This is a genomic window from Paraglaciecola arctica (assembly GCF_018861065.1).
Classification (GTDB): Bacteria; Pseudomonadota; Gammaproteobacteria; order Enterobacterales; family Alteromonadaceae; genus Paraglaciecola; species Paraglaciecola arctica_B.
The window spans coordinates 34,245-50,490 of sequence record NZ_JAHKQO010000007.1 but is presented as its reverse complement, the minus strand read 5'-3'; the positions used below and the strand labels follow the sequence as shown (position 1 = coordinate 50,490).

General features: G+C 41.2%; 13 protein-coding genes. 6 read left to right on the top strand and 7 right to left on the bottom strand.

Going from position 1 to position 16,246, the window contains the following annotated elements; all coding sequences use genetic code 11:
* Positions 1-34: 34 nt before the first annotated feature.
* The 3 genes from ggt to glnK form a co-directional block, all read right to left on the bottom strand.
* On the bottom strand, positions 35-1,726 hold the full coding sequence (ggt, locus tag KO534_RS02390; protein ID WP_436836567.1) for a gamma-glutamyltransferase: 1,692 nt from the start codon (positions 1,724-1,726) through the stop codon (positions 35-37).
* Between the two features lie 200 nt (positions 1,727-1,926).
* On the bottom strand, positions 1,927-3,177 hold the full coding sequence (locus KO534_RS02385) for an ammonium transporter (RefSeq protein WP_215926799.1): 1,251 nt from the start codon (positions 3,175-3,177) through the stop codon (positions 1,927-1,929).
* Between the two features lie 17 nt (positions 3,178-3,194).
* Positions 3,195-3,533, bottom strand: coding sequence for a P-II family nitrogen regulator (gene glnK, locus KO534_RS02380; RefSeq protein WP_007622553.1), 339 nt, complete (start codon positions 3,531-3,533; stop codon positions 3,195-3,197).
* A 302-nt stretch (positions 3,534-3,835) separates the two neighbouring features.
* On the opposite strand from glnK, the gene KO534_RS02375 reads away from it, so the two are divergent.
* Together KO534_RS02375 and KO534_RS02370 are read left to right on the top strand one after the other, a co-directional pair.
* A complete protein-coding gene (locus KO534_RS02375; RefSeq protein ID WP_215926797.1) occupies positions 3,836-4,207 on the top strand; it encodes a hypothetical protein in 372 nt (123 codons plus the stop codon).
* Between the two features lie 288 nt (positions 4,208-4,495).
* Positions 4,496-5,230 carry a hypothetical protein gene (locus KO534_RS02370; protein WP_215926795.1) on the top strand — a complete coding sequence of 245 codons (735 nt, stop codon included), beginning with the start codon at positions 4,496-4,498 and terminating at the stop codon, positions 5,228-5,230.
* Between the two features lie 93 nt (positions 5,231-5,323).
* Here the strand turns inward: KO534_RS02370 and mrcB are convergent, their stop codons facing one another.
* Both mrcB and hrpB read right to left on the bottom strand, forming a co-directional pair.
* Positions 5,324-7,684, bottom strand: a complete 2,361-nt coding sequence (gene mrcB / locus KO534_RS02365) for a penicillin-binding protein 1B (RefSeq protein ID WP_215926793.1) — start codon at positions 7,682-7,684, stop codon at positions 5,324-5,326.
* Positions 7,684-10,146 (bottom strand): ATP-dependent helicase HrpB, encoded by a 2,463-nt coding sequence (gene hrpB / locus KO534_RS02360; protein ID WP_215926791.1) that lies wholly within the window; start codon positions 10,144-10,146, stop codon positions 7,684-7,686. The genes mrcB and hrpB overlap by 1 nt, the downstream gene beginning before the upstream one ends.
* A gap of 91 nt (positions 10,147-10,237) precedes the next feature.
* On the opposite strand from hrpB, the gene thpR reads away from it, so the two are divergent.
* The 3 genes from thpR to KO534_RS02345 all read left to right on the top strand — a co-directional run bounded on the left by thpR (position 10,238) and on the right by KO534_RS02345 (position 12,463).
* Positions 10,238-10,753 (top strand): RNA 2',3'-cyclic phosphodiesterase, encoded by a 516-nt coding sequence (thpR, locus tag KO534_RS02355; protein ID WP_215926789.1) that lies wholly within the window; start codon positions 10,238-10,240, stop codon positions 10,751-10,753.
* Between the two features lie 238 nt (positions 10,754-10,991).
* A complete protein-coding gene (gene purU / locus KO534_RS02350) occupies positions 10,992-11,846 on the top strand; it encodes a formyltetrahydrofolate deformylase (protein ID WP_215927347.1) in 855 nt (284 codons plus the stop codon).
* Positions 11,847-11,860: 14 nt separating this feature from the next.
* Positions 11,861-12,463, top strand: coding sequence for a histidine phosphatase family protein (locus KO534_RS02345; protein ID WP_215926787.1), 603 nt, complete (start codon positions 11,861-11,863; stop codon positions 12,461-12,463).
* A 30-nt stretch (positions 12,464-12,493) separates the two neighbouring features.
* Here KO534_RS02345 and KO534_RS02340 read toward each other — a convergent pair whose 3' ends face one another.
* On the bottom strand, positions 12,494-13,063 hold the full coding sequence (locus KO534_RS02340) for a hypothetical protein (protein ID WP_215926785.1): 570 nt from the start codon (positions 13,061-13,063) through the stop codon (positions 12,494-12,496).
* 233 nt (positions 13,064-13,296) lie between these two features.
* Between KO534_RS02340 and KO534_RS02335 the strand changes: the two genes are divergently transcribed.
* Positions 13,297-15,465 carry a M3 family metallopeptidase gene (locus KO534_RS02335; RefSeq protein ID WP_215926783.1) on the top strand — a complete coding sequence of 723 codons (2,169 nt, stop codon included), beginning with the start codon at positions 13,297-13,299 and terminating at the stop codon, positions 15,463-15,465.
* A gap of 87 nt (positions 15,466-15,552) precedes the next feature.
* Here KO534_RS02335 and KO534_RS02330 read toward each other — a convergent pair whose 3' ends face one another.
* Positions 15,553-16,197 carry a DsbA family oxidoreductase gene (locus tag KO534_RS02330; RefSeq protein ID WP_215926781.1) on the bottom strand — a complete coding sequence of 215 codons (645 nt, stop codon included), beginning with the start codon at positions 16,195-16,197 and terminating at the stop codon, positions 15,553-15,555.
* Positions 16,198-16,246: the final 49 nt, after the last annotated feature.

Sequence of the window (16,246 nt, the reverse complement as noted above, 5' to 3'; positions counted from 1 at the left end):
AACCCTATTTTCTTACCGTCCTACTTAGGTATCACTAATACCCCGCTGCTTGACCGTCTTTACGACTCTCAGACGCTCCGTAATACACTCCAGTTTTGGGATCGCGCATAATAGCTTGATATCCACCATAGGCACCAACACTATCGCGCAGTATGTGCCCTTTCTTAAGTAACTCCCTTTTTACTTTAGGTTCGTATCCCGACTCTAAACTAACATAACCTCCGTCAGTCATAATCTTCCCAGTAGGTTGACTTGAGCCAAAATGTAACATACGAGGCGCATCACCGGCTTCTTGTAAATTCATTCCAAAATCAATTAGATTCACTACTATTTGCGCATGCATTTGTGGTTGCGCACTACCGCCCATTACACCAAAACTTACCCAAGGCTGACCATTACGGGTAATAAATGCAGGGATAATAGTATGAAATGGGCGTTTGTTAGGAGCATAAACGTTAAAATGTTCTGATTGCAAACTAAACAACTCACCTCTGTCTTGCAGCATAAAACCTAGACCTGTAGGGGTCATACCTGAGCCCATTCCACGATAGTTACTTTGAATAAGAGACACCATATTTCCCTCTTTATCAGCCGTGGTGAGATAAATGGTATCACCATGATCTATCCCAGCATCGATTCGTTTAGCGACTTGCCCTTGGTCAATTAACTTACTGCGCTGTTGCGCATATTGTTTTGAGATTAACCAATCGACGGGAATATTATTGAAGGTTGGGTCAGCGTAATATTTGGCCCGGTCTGCAAACGCCAGCTTCTTTGCTTCAATAAATGTATGCACATATTGCTGTGAACCAAATCCCATGCCTTCAATATCAAATTGTTCGAGCAGATTCAAAATCTGTAATGCGGCTATCCCCTGACCATTAGGGGGTAATTCCCACACATCATAGCCCTTATAATTGGTAGAAACAGGCTCAACCCACTCAGAGGTATGATTGGCCAAATCTTCGTAACTCAAAAAGCCACCTTGTTCTTTCATGTAGGCTGCAATTGAACGGGCAATATCACCTTTGTAAAAAACGTCACGACCACCAGTGGCTATTTTTTCATAAGTAACGGCTAATCCCTTATTATGAAATATTTGCCCCTTAGCGGGTACCTTGCCATTGGGCATATAGGTTTCTTTAAAACCTGAAAATTCGCTGAGCTTAGGCACACTTTGTTGTAAGTAATAAGCGATTAATTCGCTAACTGGAAAACCCTTTTTTGCGTATTCAATACTGGGGGAAAGAATACTACTCATAGGTAAACTACCGAATTTAGCATGTAATTCAAACCAACCATCTACCGCGCCAGGAACAGATACCGATAAAGGTCCGTAAGATGGAATACGCTCTAGTCCCTGCAATGCAAAGTGTTCTAGGGTAAGCGAGGCTGGAGATCGCCCTGAGGCATTCAAACCATACAGTTTCTGAGTTTTTGCATCCCAAACAATAGCAAATAAATCTCCCCCAATACCGCTTCCGGTGGGTTCAACAAGCCCTAACATTGCATTGGCTGCAATAGCAGCATCTACTGCATTACCGCCTTGTTTTAATATATCTAAAGCAACTTGTGTGGCCAATGGCTGGCTTGTGGCCACCATAGCATTTTGAGCGATTACCTCTGAACGTGAAGAAAACGACTCCCCTGTTATTCGGTCAAAAGCAAAACTAAAGAAACTCGTTAGAACCAAAGTCAACAGACTCATTAATATAGAAATTTTCATTCGCTAAGATTTAAAAGTTGTGGGTGTGATAAGGATACTCTGATTTAACTGCGCAGTGCACAACCAAAAACAATTTGCATAAATTATCTTCTATGCTGTGAGACTCAGCTAGATAATCCATAAAAAAAGCCCCGCATTTAGCGAGGCCTTAACTTTCTAGATCCTAAAACTCATGTTTTAGAACACATTGAATTATCTGACTATGAACGTGATGTAGTGAAGTCTGGATAGGCTTCTAAACCACACTCACTCATATCAACACCTTCAAACTCTTCTTCATCTGTTACACGGATTCCAATCACTGCTTTGATAATTGCCCAAACAATGAAGCTGGTTACAAATACCCAAACAAAGATAGTCGCCGCACCAATTAGCTGACCAGCAAATGTAGCTGCATCAGGGTTGGTAACAGGAACAAGTAATAAACCTAGTAGACCTACTACACCGTGAACCGAGATAGCGCCAACTGGATCATCAATCTTCGCTTTATCAAGAGCAATAATACTAAATACTACTAATATGCCACCTAAAGCGCCAAACAAAGTCGCTTGTAAAGGTGTAGGTGTAGAAGGTTCAGCAGTAATTGCTACTAGACCAGCCAAAGCACCATTTAAAGCCATAGTTAAGTCAGCTTTCTTGAATAAAATGCGGGCTAGGATAAGCGCAGCTACTAAACCACCAGCAGCAGCGGCGTTAGTATTCATAAATACTACAGCTACACTATTTGCACTTTCTACAGTTGCAGTCGCAAGAACTGAACCACCGTTAAATCCAAACCAACCCATCCATAAAATGAACGTACCTAATGTTGCTAGAGGCAAATTCGCACCAGGGATTGCATGGGCTTTACCGTCAGCAGTATATTTACCTTTACGGGCGCCAAGTAAAATCACACCAGCTAAAGCTGCTGCAGCACCCGCCATATGTACGATACCAGAGCCTGCAAAATCAGAGAATCCAAGGTCACCTAGAGTGTACATACCAAAAACGGCTTCTCCCCCCCAAGTCCAAGCACCTTCCATTGGATAGATAAAACCAGTTAATACAACGGTAAAGGCTAAGAACGCCCAAAGTTTCATACGTTCAGCAACGGCGCCTGAAACGATAGACATAGCGGTTGCAACAAATACAACTTGGAAGAAGAAGTCAGCTGCAGGTGCGTAAGTCGCTGGGTCTTCAGCTACACCAGTTGCGCCATCACCAGTAATGCCACTTAGGAATAAAGTAAAATCACCACCGCCGTACATGATTGAATAACCACACACCATATACATGATGCAAGCTATCGAATACAAAGCCACGTTTTTGGTTAAAATCTCGGTAGTGTTTTTAGCACGAACTAAACCCGCTTCGAGCATAGTAAAACCAGCAGCCATCCACATGACTAGCGCGCCGCATATCAAAAAGTAAAATGTATCTAGGGCGTAGCCCAATTCAAAAGTAATTTCCACGGTTCCTCTCCTAAATTCTAAATGGCTTCGCCATCTGTTTCGCCAGTACGAATACGAACGGCATGCTCTAAGTCATACACAAACACTTTACCGTCACCAATTTTGCCAGTTTTAGCTGCGCCAACAATGGCTTCAACTAAACGCTCGACATGATCATCTTGAACCGCAACTTCAAGTTTAACTTTCGGTAAAAAGTCCACTTGATATTCCGCTCCACGGTATAATTCGGTGTGACCTTTTTGACGGCCAAAGCCTTTTACTTCTGTGACGGTTAAACCGTCAATGCCAATTTCGGAGATGGCTTCTCGCACATCATCAAGCTTAAATGGCTTGATGATCGCAGTAACTAATTTCATGGTGTAGCTCCCAGTTTATTGTTATGTGTTGCAAGTAATTGCCAGAACTACAACAAGACCTATGCCAAATTTTTTTAACAATAAAATCAATATGTTAAACGACAACAGCAGATAATTATTACATTTAATTGCGTTTCTTTGGTGCAACCAACAAAAATGGGATCAAGTTGGTGCACGATGTAAAAACAAGGTGAATTGACTCAACACAAACACAAACACAAACACAAATCCAGATTGAGATAATTGTGCATGGCTTCAAGTTTTGGTTTATTCTTCGATTCAAAAAATGGAGAAAGAAATTAATGCAATACGACATTTCCATTACAGACAACATGGCTTGCATCACCATAGAAGGCAATCTCAATTCTCTAGATTTGATGTTTATGTTTCAAAGCAATGAATATAAAGACGTGATTAATCAATATAAAAAAATCTTAATCGACTACACCAACATTAGCGGAGTGTCGATAACAGCTGAAGATGCCCTTGCTATTACTATGCTAGGAAAAATGGGGTTAGAGCAATCAGGCAAAATAAACATTGGGATCGCGGTTAATGAGAACGAACGTGATGTCATGGAGAATGTCACAAAAAGTATATTTTCTGACAGCCAAGCCATAGTCTTTGTTAGCGACTCTAGCAAAGCCGCACTGCAAAAATTAGCTGCTTTATGACATTTTTTTAAATGAAAAATTCAATGACAATTTGCCTCCTCTTAAATCATATCTTTACTGTATAAATCATCCGATTTTTATTAAAGGATAAGTTATATTAGCTAATGAATTGAACTGGTATGGGATTGACATGTTTTTGCTGATTTGAACTAATCCAATCCAGAATACTCTATTAAACCCTAACTTTATCAAAGGCATGCGCGAGCAGCAGTGTTTAGAAAAAATAAGTTCCTATTTTTATCAGTTTTTGCGCACCTGATAGTAATATATATTGTAGCTCAGTCGGTTATGTTTCCTTCAGTCTTAGACTCGCCTGTAAAAAAAACGAACGTCATTCAAGCAACCTTAATATTTGACCTCCCCCCTCCCCAAATGGAGTCCATTGAAGAAGAAATACCTCAAGCTGTTGAGCCACAAGAAATGGTACCAGCTGCTGAACTGCCCAAAAACAACCTAATCGAGCCAGTTAACGAAGTAGAGAAACCACTTCCCCCTGTTGCGTTACCTCAACCCACAATCGAAGATAAGTTGCCTCCTGAGACAGAAGACAATAGCCAAGTCAATGACAACGAGGCCACCGACATCAAGGCCAATGATATTATCACTACTGATAAAGATATCGAGCCTGCAAACAGTTCAGAAATGCGCTCTTCTAGATCAAGCATGGTGAAACGTCACCTAAACAGCTTTCAACAACTGCAGCAAAATAAAATGGCAGAACAAGCATCTAGGAATTACCAGAAACGTAAAAACTCACCAGTAATCAATGGCCAGGTGCAAGATCCTTTTATGACAGAAGATGAAAAGATCAGAGAAAGCTTCAAAGTTCGCGCAGATTGCAGTAGTGCTAGTAAACAAACCACAGCTGTTGTATTAGGTTTTCTTGGAGCCCAAATTGATTGTTCAAAGCCGCCCCCCATATCAGGTTTCATACAAGACAGGATAAATAAAAAATCGCATTTACCCAGCCTAAATCAGCAAGCTGAGCAAAAAATCCCTCAGTCTGTGGTGATCAAAAAGTAATGTGACCCAATTCCTTCATACAGGACTGAATCCTAAATAGCTTTTTCAATCTAGGTTTACGATGACCCAAAAAGCTGTACTTGTATGAAAAGCTCATCCAAATATTCTTTCCCACAAACTCTTTGATTTATCAGGCACAGTAGATTCGCCAAAACACTTCTTCGGCACCGGAGGCAGTGCGGCTGTAATAGCAGGAACACTATAAGTATCAGTACATCCAGCTCTACTAAGACGCCCTGTGGCGTTATCGAAGTGGGCAATCCCTAATCCTTTTGGAAAACGCCTCACCAACGACTTAGGCTCTTGTTGTTGTTGATAACCAATAAACAACTGCATTGCACCACTTGCTCCGCTTAAATTAACGGGCTCATTGTTGTCTTTACCAATCCAACTAGTAACTAAAATATTTTTGTCAAAACCACTAAACCAACTATCACGATAATCATCAGTAGTGCCGGTTTTTCCCGCCATATTAATATCGGGAAATTTTGCACGAATAGTTTTAGCAGTGCCTTCTAAGGTCACTTTATGTAAAGCATAATTCAGCAAATAGGTAGCTTGTTCGTCCACTCGTTGCTCTTCGGCCACATCAAAGTTCCACAATAAATTATTGTTTGGAGACATAATTGCAGTGATAGAATGCAAGGGTATATAGCGACCATTATTGGCAATGGTTTGATACATTTGATTGACTTGTAATGGTGAGAAATTAACGGCACCCAAGGTAAGAGCTGGATACAACTCGAGCTCTTCTTCTACCCCTAAACGCCAGATAGTATCAGCAATATTTCCTAAACCTAGGGTCATTCCTAATGTAACGGTTGGCACATTGAGGGAGCGACTCAAAGCAGTTAATAACGGCACTTCCCCTCGAAACTTTTTATCAGAGTTTTGTGGCTCCCACATTTTTCCGTAGGTGCTTTTGAGTTTGATTGGTTCATCTTTTAGATGCGTAGCTAAATTATAGTCTGTCGCCTGCTCTAGCGCTGTGAGATAGATAGCGGGTTTTATCAATGAACCAATAGAACGTTTTGCATCTAATGCGCGATTGAATCCCGCATAGTCAGTATTACGCCCTCCAACTATGGAGCGAATTTCACCAGAATCAATATCAGTCACTATCATCGCAGCTTCAAATCCGCTCTTACCAAGTCTTTTTTCTTGTGCTGCGACACCTTTGGAAACAGCACGTTCAGCTTTGACTTGGGCATTAGAGTCTAAAGTGGTAAATACTTTTAACCCTGATTGACGAATGTCAGGGTTATCTAACACTAATCTCAGCTCACGGCGCACCTGATCCATAAATGCGGGATGTTTATCTTTTTTAAGACTTGCGCCACTGGCAAGCTTAATTGGCAACTTAACTAAATCTTGATATTCATTCGGTGTTAACTGATTATTTTCAAACATCAATCGCAAAACTATATTGCGTCTTTCGGCGACTCGATCTGGGTATTTTCGAGGGTTATAATATGAGGGTCCTTTGATGATGCCGACCAAGGTTGCAATTTCGTCAATGCTTAATTCATCTAATGGTCGATCGTAATAGAAATAACTCGCCAATCCAAACCCATACACACCAGTGTCGCCATTTTGACCGAGAAACACTTCATTTAAATAAGCTTCTAGTATCACATCCTTGCTGTATCTAACCTCAATTATCAGTGCCATCAGCGCTTCTTTAGCTTTGCGAACTAAAGATTTTTCTCGGGTTAAAAACAGGTTTTTCACTAACTGCTGGGTCAACGTACTACCGCCTTGAACTGTGCGTCCCGCAGAAATATTGGCCATTAGTGCCCGCAAAATCGAAAGCGGTGCCACTCCATAGTGCTGATAAAAATCTTTGTCCTCAACGGCCACTAAAGCCTGAGTCAAAATCGGTGGTACATTGTTAATTTGTACCAACATACGATCTTCTCTACCACTGCTGACCAAACGAGTCACTAGCCAAGGTTCAAGAGAAATATTGCTAATTTTTTGGCCACTACTGAGCTCTTGAATATTGGCAATGCGCTGATTCTTGATAGTAATTTCTACGTAACGCAGGTCCTCAGTACCGTGAGAAAAATCAAACTTACGCCTTTGAATACGGATCCGATTATTCAATACTTGATATTCACCGGAGCTATCTGCTCGAGTGAGTTTTCGGTAGCCTAATAGCTGTAATTCTTCTTCAATTTCTTTGATGCTTATTTCTTGCTTTACCCGTAAAAGCATCGGACGTGCATAAATTTGCGCAGGAACTTGCCATTTATTACCAGCAAACTTCGCCCTAATTTGCGCATCTAAGTACACCCCATACGCCCCTACCACTAAAATACAAACAAACAGCAACTTAAACCAATGCCTTGCAAGCCAGAGAAACGGGTTTAGGCGCCTTATCAGCGAAGCTTTGGTGCTAGTGGCAGCCTTGGGTGAGGTTTTTTTAGGTTTCCCTTTTTGAGTTCTGCTCATTATTTACTGCTCATTTTCTTTTTAGTACGCGTTGTCGCTTGGGCATTGGCTGGATCATCAGGCCAGAAGTGACGAGGATAACGGCCTTTCATTTCTTTTTGTACTTCTTTGTAACTTCCTTGCCAAAACCTCGGTAAATCTTGGGTTGTTTGTATCGGGCGACTGGCAGGAGATAATAACTCAACGGTGAGAGGGATTCGCTGCTGCGCAACAGATGGGTGACTTTGTAATCCATAAAACTCTGGCATACGCGCCGACAATATAACTGTGTGCTCTGACGTGTAGGTTAATAGTGCATGGGTTCCACTCGGCAAAACGAAACGTTTCGGTAGCTGATTATTTACGTATTGCTGCTGTGGGTAATCCAATTCGCTCAACAACTGTTGATAAAAATGACATTGACTCAGTTGATTCCACGTCAAAATCTCTGCCAAATATGGCAACAACCATTTATCAATTGTATTCAGTAAACCAACTTCACTAAAGTCTGGAAAGGTCATATCCCCCGACAGTTTTGCCGCTAGCTGTACTCGATATATAAGTTGCTGAGTTTCTTCATTAAATGGCAGGCTAGCGATCCCTTTTTCATGAACCACGTCTTGCCAAATATCCATAGAATGTTGCTGCGAAGGCCGCTTAATGGGCTGTTTCTCGATAATAATCTTACCTAAATTTTTGCGCATTTCTGAGGTTATGCGTTGATTATTATGATCCCAAGCGACACGCTCTTTGGTTTCTATCAAGTAACTAAAGAATTGCTGTATTTGTGACAGGGTTAACGACTCAGCATAACGAATTTGCGCATTGTCCTGTTGCCTATCATTAGTTTGCATATTTGCAATCGCCAGCCAACTTTGCGTAGTTAAGACATCATCATGAAACAATACCGCACCGCTACCATTTACTAATTGATAGCGCTCGTTTTTTCTCTGCTTTGCGAGCCATTGTGGATACGCAAACGCGACTAAAACTCCGGTATCTTCAAGCGGCCACTCTACGAGGCGACAGGCCATTTTAGTATGCCATTGATTGATCGTTTGCCAAATAACATGATTTTTTTGCCTCAGCAAAAAATGTAATCTCGCTGAGATACTTGCCCCGCTTGAGGTTCTACCCATAGGATCTTTATTTTCAATAACAGCTGCAATCCCACAAGCCAAGCTCAGATGATTGAGGCTTACCTTGGCACTTTTGAACAACATCACTGCGATACTGGGATGGCAACCTAAAGCATGAGCTTTGTGACCCAGTGCCGTGAGTTTGTTGTTACCATCGAACAATTCTAGTTGTCGCAATAGGGCGATACCTTGTGACACTTGGGCATCACTGGGATAATCTAACAAAGCAAGGGTTTTAAGCTCAGCTCCCCACACTGCAGTTTCTAAAATAAAACTACACATATCTGTACACATAATTTCAGGTGTACCTTGTTTACTTAGCCTTTCCTGCTGCTCTTTACTCCATAAACGGTAACAACTTCCAGCCTTTAAGCGACCGGCTCTACCCGCCCTTTGAGTCGCAGACGCCTGTGATATCTTTTGATTTTGTAAATGTGTAACCCCACGACTTAACTGAAAGTTAGCCTGCTTTTCAATACCACTATCAATCACAACTTCTATGCCTTCAATAGTTAGACTGGTTTCTGCGATATTGGTTGCTAACACAACTTTTCTTTTTCCCGATGGATGAGGTAGTAGTGCCCGTTGCTGTTCGCTTTTAGATAATTCAGAATACAACTTTAGGATTTTAACCTCAGCTCCAAAATGTTGGCTCAAGCGTTCTGCAGCTTTGTTAATATCAAAAGCACCGGGTAAAAACACCAGAAAATCACGTTGGTGTTTGTAAAACACCTGAATTATCAGCCGACTGACTTTTTCAAAAGGTGCTGAGTTAGAGTTATCTGGGTGGTAAATAATATCAACCGGATAATTTTTTCCTTGTGACTCTAACAATTTTGCAGCGGGTAATAATTCTTTTAACGGCGCGACATCGAGGGTGGCAGACATTACCAACAAACGTAAATTTTCCCGTAACGCTTGTTGCACCTCAATGCATAAAGCCAAAGAAAAATCGGCATGCACGCTACGTTCATGAAACTCATCAAATATCACTAAACCTACCTCTGGTAACTCTGGTTGGTTTTGTAACATCCGCGTTAAAATGCCTTCAGTTACTATTTCCAATCGTGTGTTAGCGCTTACTTTCACCTCTCCTTTTATTCGGTAGCCTATGGTTTTACCTACCGATTCTCCTAGTTGACTTGATAGATATGCCGCAATATTTCTTACAGCAATACGCCTTGGTTGTAATAGAATAATTTTTTTATTTTTGAACACGGTTAAATTAAGCAAGGACAAAGGCAAGCAAGTAGACTTTCCTGCACCAGGGGGGGCCACAACAATGGCGTCACCATTACTAAGCTGCTTATGCAGCGTCGGTAAAATATGTTCAACAGGTAACAAATGAAGTCTCTTTGAGTTTAAGGTTAAGCTCAGCTAACACTGATTCATAAAATATCTGTTCGAGATGATAACAAACATTAGAGGTAGCAGTATGCGAGCATTTTTTGGCTTAGAGCCTAACGCTGAAACTAAATCAGCGATTGAAGTTTGGCGCAACCAAGCCTTCCCGCAATTACTTGCGCCAGTGCCTGCAGAGAACTTTCATATTACTTTGGCATTTTTGGGTAATATAACGGCTCAACAACTTCATTCCCTTACCCGCCTTGTAGATGAAATGCCTAGAGTCTCGGCCTTTGATATTTCCCTTAACCAATTGGGTTATTGGTCAAAACCCAAAGCGTTTTGGTTGGGCTGCGAAAAAACCGCAATAGAACACTTAAATCTAGTGGCAGAAATAAACAAACTAGCGCAAATGGCTGGTCTTAGATTGCAGCAACAAAACTACACAGCACACCTTACATTAGCGCGAAAATGTAAGGCCAAACCAGACATATTCTCAGCGGCTGCGGACTTTCAGTGGCGAGCAAATGAATTTCACTTGTTTGCGTCAAAACCCAGCGAGCAGGGAGTGTATTACCCAATCCAACAATCTTGGCTTTTGGGTTAAGTGATTAACATTCTATATTGATTAGGCTTTTTGGGTGAGTACCTAGAATAGATTAGTCGCGATAAACACCTGTCAATCCTCCTACTCACAGCGCGTTTACATGAATTTTGAGAAAAACAATGGTAGTACGACACTCGCACTTTTTACTATTGATTCTGAAATAGCAGTAATTGTTCTTTACGCCTGTGTATGTACCGAGCAACAATAGGGTTAAGTTATCGGAAATATGTCAAAGAATATGCAGCAAACATTTAGATTAGTAATAGATTGCCCAGATCAAGTAGGGTTAGTCGCAGCGGTAAGTCAGTTTTTAGCAGAACAAAATGCCACTATTGTAGAGGCGAACCACCACACCGATCAGCAAACAGGACGTTTTTTTATGCGTCATGAGATAAAAGCTGAATCTATCAATATGAGTATGGACAGCATCCAGCAAGCTTTTGAACCTATTGCTGAAAAATTTCAGATGAATTGGAAAATTGCCGATTCTCATAAAAAACAAAAAGTCGTCATGCTGGCCAGTCACGAGTCTCATTGTTTGATGGACATTTTACATCGCTGGCATAGTGGTGAATTGCAATGCGATATTCCGTGTATTATTGCCAATCATCCGCAAATGAAACAGTTTGCTGACTGGCACAATATCCCTTTTCATTGGGTAGACTTTAAAGACCAATCCAAAGAAAAAGCCTTTGCAGAAATTGAAAAACTCATAGCAGCCTATGATGCGGACTTGACTGTATTGGCTAGGTTTATGCAAATTATTCCTGATCATCTTTGCAAAAAGTTGGCTGGAAAGGCAATCAATATCCATCACAGCTTTTTACCTTCCTTTGCCGGTGCTAAACCTTATCTTCAAGCCTATAATCGTGGCGTGAAACTAATTGGCGCTACCTGCCATTATGTCACCAGTGATTTGGATGAAGGCCCAATCATTGAACAAGAAGTGATGCGGATTAGCCATAGCGATACTTCTGCGGATATGGTTCGCAAAGGCAAAAACTGTGAAAAAACGGCGCTAGCCAATGGTGTTCGATACCATTTAGAAGACCGAGTGATTATTCACAAAAACAAAACCGTGGTGTTTGCATAGGGGCTGTTCGACTGATGTCTATTTACCTGATTCGTCACGGCAAAACTAATGGCAATAGAGATAGAATTGTACAAACACCCGATACCCCTCTTTCAACTGAAGGGCACAGGCAAGCGCAGTTACTGGCCGAGTCTTTTCGCGACATTCCTGTTCAAGGTATAATTTGCAGCGATCACGTACGTACCCAACAAACGGCTGAACCTATGCGAGCAATGGCATCGTCAAGTTTTACTCTTGAGCCCTTACTCAGAGAAAGAAGTTTTGGGGATCTACGCGGCAAAGCCTATGCTGATATTGATGCAGATTTTTTTGCTGAGAACTACGCGCCACCCAATGGTGAAACTCACCCACAATTTGTACACCGTGTAAGTCTGGCATGGCAAAGCGTTTTAAACGCTTATCAAAATATGTCAGGAAATTTAATTGTGATGACCCATGGCTTAGTATTGCGAGAACTAATAAAACAACATTTAGTCGTTAATAAGGGCATGCTTCCGCTGTCTGATTTTCAAAACACCTGTATTACCCAAGTAAATGGCTTGGACAAAAAAACAGTGTTGAGGCTATGCGACGCGCAACATTTAGGGACGAGCTCCGCTCAAGGTGCGGCAGTATAAAATGATGGACAAGGTAGTGGCAATATTCTTTTAGAAGTAGCCATTATAACTCAATACGACTTTATGATTAGTTGTGCCGTTTTCAAATAAACCTCCAAAGTCATTTGAGGCACGCCATTTTTGGCTTGATAACGACCACTCCAAATAATGATTATAGGCAAACCCATTAGTGCGAGTGCTGAACAACCACTCAGTATTTTTAGGTAAATTAAGCTCTATGCCTTGACTGGTTTTAAATTCAGTTTGTGATTGCGCGATTACTCCAAACCCAATACTGACATTTTGGGTAAGGTGGAATCTGGGAACAAAAGTAAATTCTTTGACTGATATTTTTTGACTAAATACGCCCCACGAGTGTTTGCCTTTGGCATACCCCACTGCCATTTCGAGAGTAATATTGTCAGTTAAAGGTTGGTTAAAAGCAGCTAAATATTCTTTCTGCCTACAACCGTTAAATTTTATGGCTGACTTTAGCATTGTAAATTCGATATTTTGCGGAGACCAAGTCTTCAACCAATTTAACGTAGTCGCCAATACATCTGAACTAGCATAACTATGGCTAGATATTAGTATCGATGTTGTGACTAAAATTGATTTCATATCAAGGCTCAACTTGGGCTTGTCTAGTCTAATACTTTACCTAGTTTAGGTATCAATACCGTATACCCAAGGCTATTTGGGTATAAAAAAACATACCAAATTTAATACTCATAACTAAGTCAATGACCGCTTATCCCTCTTGTACTTTGATGCCAGAACTTTACACTCTGCCGCTAGTTAGAGACGAACTAACGAAATTAATCATAAATATAAAATTTACTAGGCAGAAAATAATGAATACTAAACTAGCAACGCTATTAAGTAGTGCGCTGATAGTGGCTTTAAGTGCTTGTAGCGAAAACCCCACTCCACAGTCTAAAACAACACAAACCACAGTCGAAGAAAAGACCCAACAATCCAATCCACTGCTAGCAGAGTTTACCGGCCCATATGGCGGTGTACCTGCGTTTGATAAGATGGACTTAGCAGATCTTAAACCTGCCTTAGAAAAAGGCATGGCTCTGAAATTGGCCGAAATAGAGGCGATAGTTAATAACCCTGAACCAGCTAACTTTCAAAACACCATAGCCGCTTTAGAAAAATCTGGCGACGAATTAAGTAGAGTCTATAAATATTGGGGCATTTGGAGTTCAAACTTGAATAGTCCTGAATTTCGAGCTATTCAAAAAGAAATGGTGCCAAAGATCTCTGCTTTTAATTCAAGCATCATAGGTAACCAGAAACTCTTCGATAAGATAAAAACCGTGTATCGAAGTGCAGAACTAAAAACCCTTAACAGCGAAGAGCAGCGCATCACATGGCTTACCTACAATAGTTATGCTCGAAATGGCGCAACCTTGTCAGGAGAAGCGAAAATACGCTATGCCGAAATCAACCAAGAATTGGCAGGCTTACAAACTCAGTTCGCCAACAATGTGCTCGCTGACGAAGAAAATTATGCATTGTTTTTAAGTGAGAAGCAGTTAGCGGGTCTCTCAGAATCGTTAATTTCAGCTGCAGCTAACGCCGCAAAAGCCCTAGGAAAGGAAGGCCAGTATGCAATTACTAACTCTCGTTCATCTATGGACCCATTTTTAACTTACTCCGACGAACGAGAACTAAGAGAAAAGGTTTGGAAAACCTATTACAGCCGCGCAAATAATGGTGATGAATTCGATAATAACGAACTCATCAAACAAATCCTTAGGTTACGTGATGAGCGTGTTGCACTGCTTGGTTACGATAATTATTCACAGTGGCGCTTAGAAGACCGCATGGCTAAAAACCCGGAAAGCGCCATGAATTTAATGAAACAAGTATGGCCAGCGGCAATAGCCCGTGTTGAAGAAGAAGTGGCAGATATGCAAGCGATTGCTGATGCACAAGGTGCAAACTTTAAGATCGCGCCATGGGACTATCGCTATTATGCAGAGAAGGTTCGTAAAGACAAATACTCGCTTGATTCTGATGAAGTAAAACAATATTTACAATTGCATAAATTACGCGATGCAATGTTTTATGTGGCTGGTCGCATATTTAACTTTGATTTCAGGCCAGTACCAGAAGGTTCGGTTCCAGTATTTCATGAAGACGTTAAAGTCTGGGAAGTAACAGATAAAACCTCAGGTGCACACGTTGGACTTTGGTATCTTGATCCATTTGGCCGCAAAGGAAAACGCTCTGGAGCTTGGGCAACTACCTACCGTAGCCATACAACATTTGACGGTAAAAAGACGGTTCTTTCTTCAAACAATTCTAACTTTGTTAAAGGTTCTGAAGGTCAACCCACTTTAATATCTTGGGACGACGCTGAAACCTATTTCCACGAATTTGGTCATGCCTTACATTTCTTGTCAGCCACTGTGGCTTACCCAACTTCGCACTCTGGGGTACGAGACTACACTGAGTTTCAATCGCAATTGTTAGAGCGATGGTTAACAACAGATGAGGTGATCAACAATTATCTAGTCCATTACAAAACTGGCGAACCCATCCCCGCTGAATTGGTAACCAAAATCGAAAAAGCCGCCACCTTTAACGAAGGTTTTAAAACAACCGAGTATATGGCGTCAGCTATTATGGATTTGTTGTACCACACTACAGATCCTGCCGAAATCGAACCCCAAGCTTTTGAAAAAGAACAATTAGCCGCACTGGGTATGCCACAAGAAGTCGTCATGCGTCATCGCAGTACTCAATTTGGACATGTGTTTTCTAGTGAAGGTTATTCATCCGGTTACTACGGCTATATGTGGGCAGAAGTTCTCACTTCTGACGCGGCTGAAGCCTTTGCAGAAGCGCCGGGTGGTTTTTATGATAAAGAGCTGAGTAAGAAACTAGTTGATCACTTGTTTTCTATCCGCAACGCAATGGAGCCGGCTGAGGCCTACCGTTTATTCCGAGGACGTGATGCTAAAGTTGAAGCATTAATGCGTGACAGAGGTTTCCCAGTTAACAAGTAACTTAAATACAGCAACACACTCTATTTGCCCATGAGGCTATCGGGTAAATAGAGTGAATCCGCCAAATCAGGTAACGTTAAAAATCCGTTATTCAGCCGCTATTTGCTTTAAGGCTGTTTGAAACACTTCTGTAGGCTGACCACCACTAATTAAGTGTTTATTGTTCACTATCACTGCAGGAACTGAATGCACCCCTGCAGATTGATAATGTTGCTGTTGTTTTCTTACTTCAGTTGTATATTTATCTGAATCCAAAACTTGTTTGGCCTCAGTCACATCTAGTCCAATATTTTTAACCACCGCTAGTAATTGCTGATGATCGCTAGGGTTACTATTTTGTTGAAAATACAAATTAAACAACGCCAATTTAAGTTCAGTTTGTTTGCCAAATTCATGAGCCCAATGCAATAAACGGTGTGCATCAAAAGTATTGTAAATACGGCCACCTCCACGGTTACCAAATTCATAACCAACAGACAGGCCACGCTCTTTAATTGCGGCGCGGTTTTCTTCAGCTTGTTGTTCGCTGATGCCGTATTTTTGGGTAATATGCTCGGTAATCTCTTGACCTTCTTTTGGCATTTGAGGATTAAGCTCAAAAGGTCTCCAAGTAATATCAGCTTGAATATCAGGAGCTAAATTTGACAGAGCCTGATTCAAGGCTTGGTATCCGATAATACACCAAGGACAAGATACGTCAGACACAATATCGATTGTTAGATTTTTATTCATAGAACCACCACATTATTTAGCGCAAGATTGAAGTTTATAACGAGTAGAT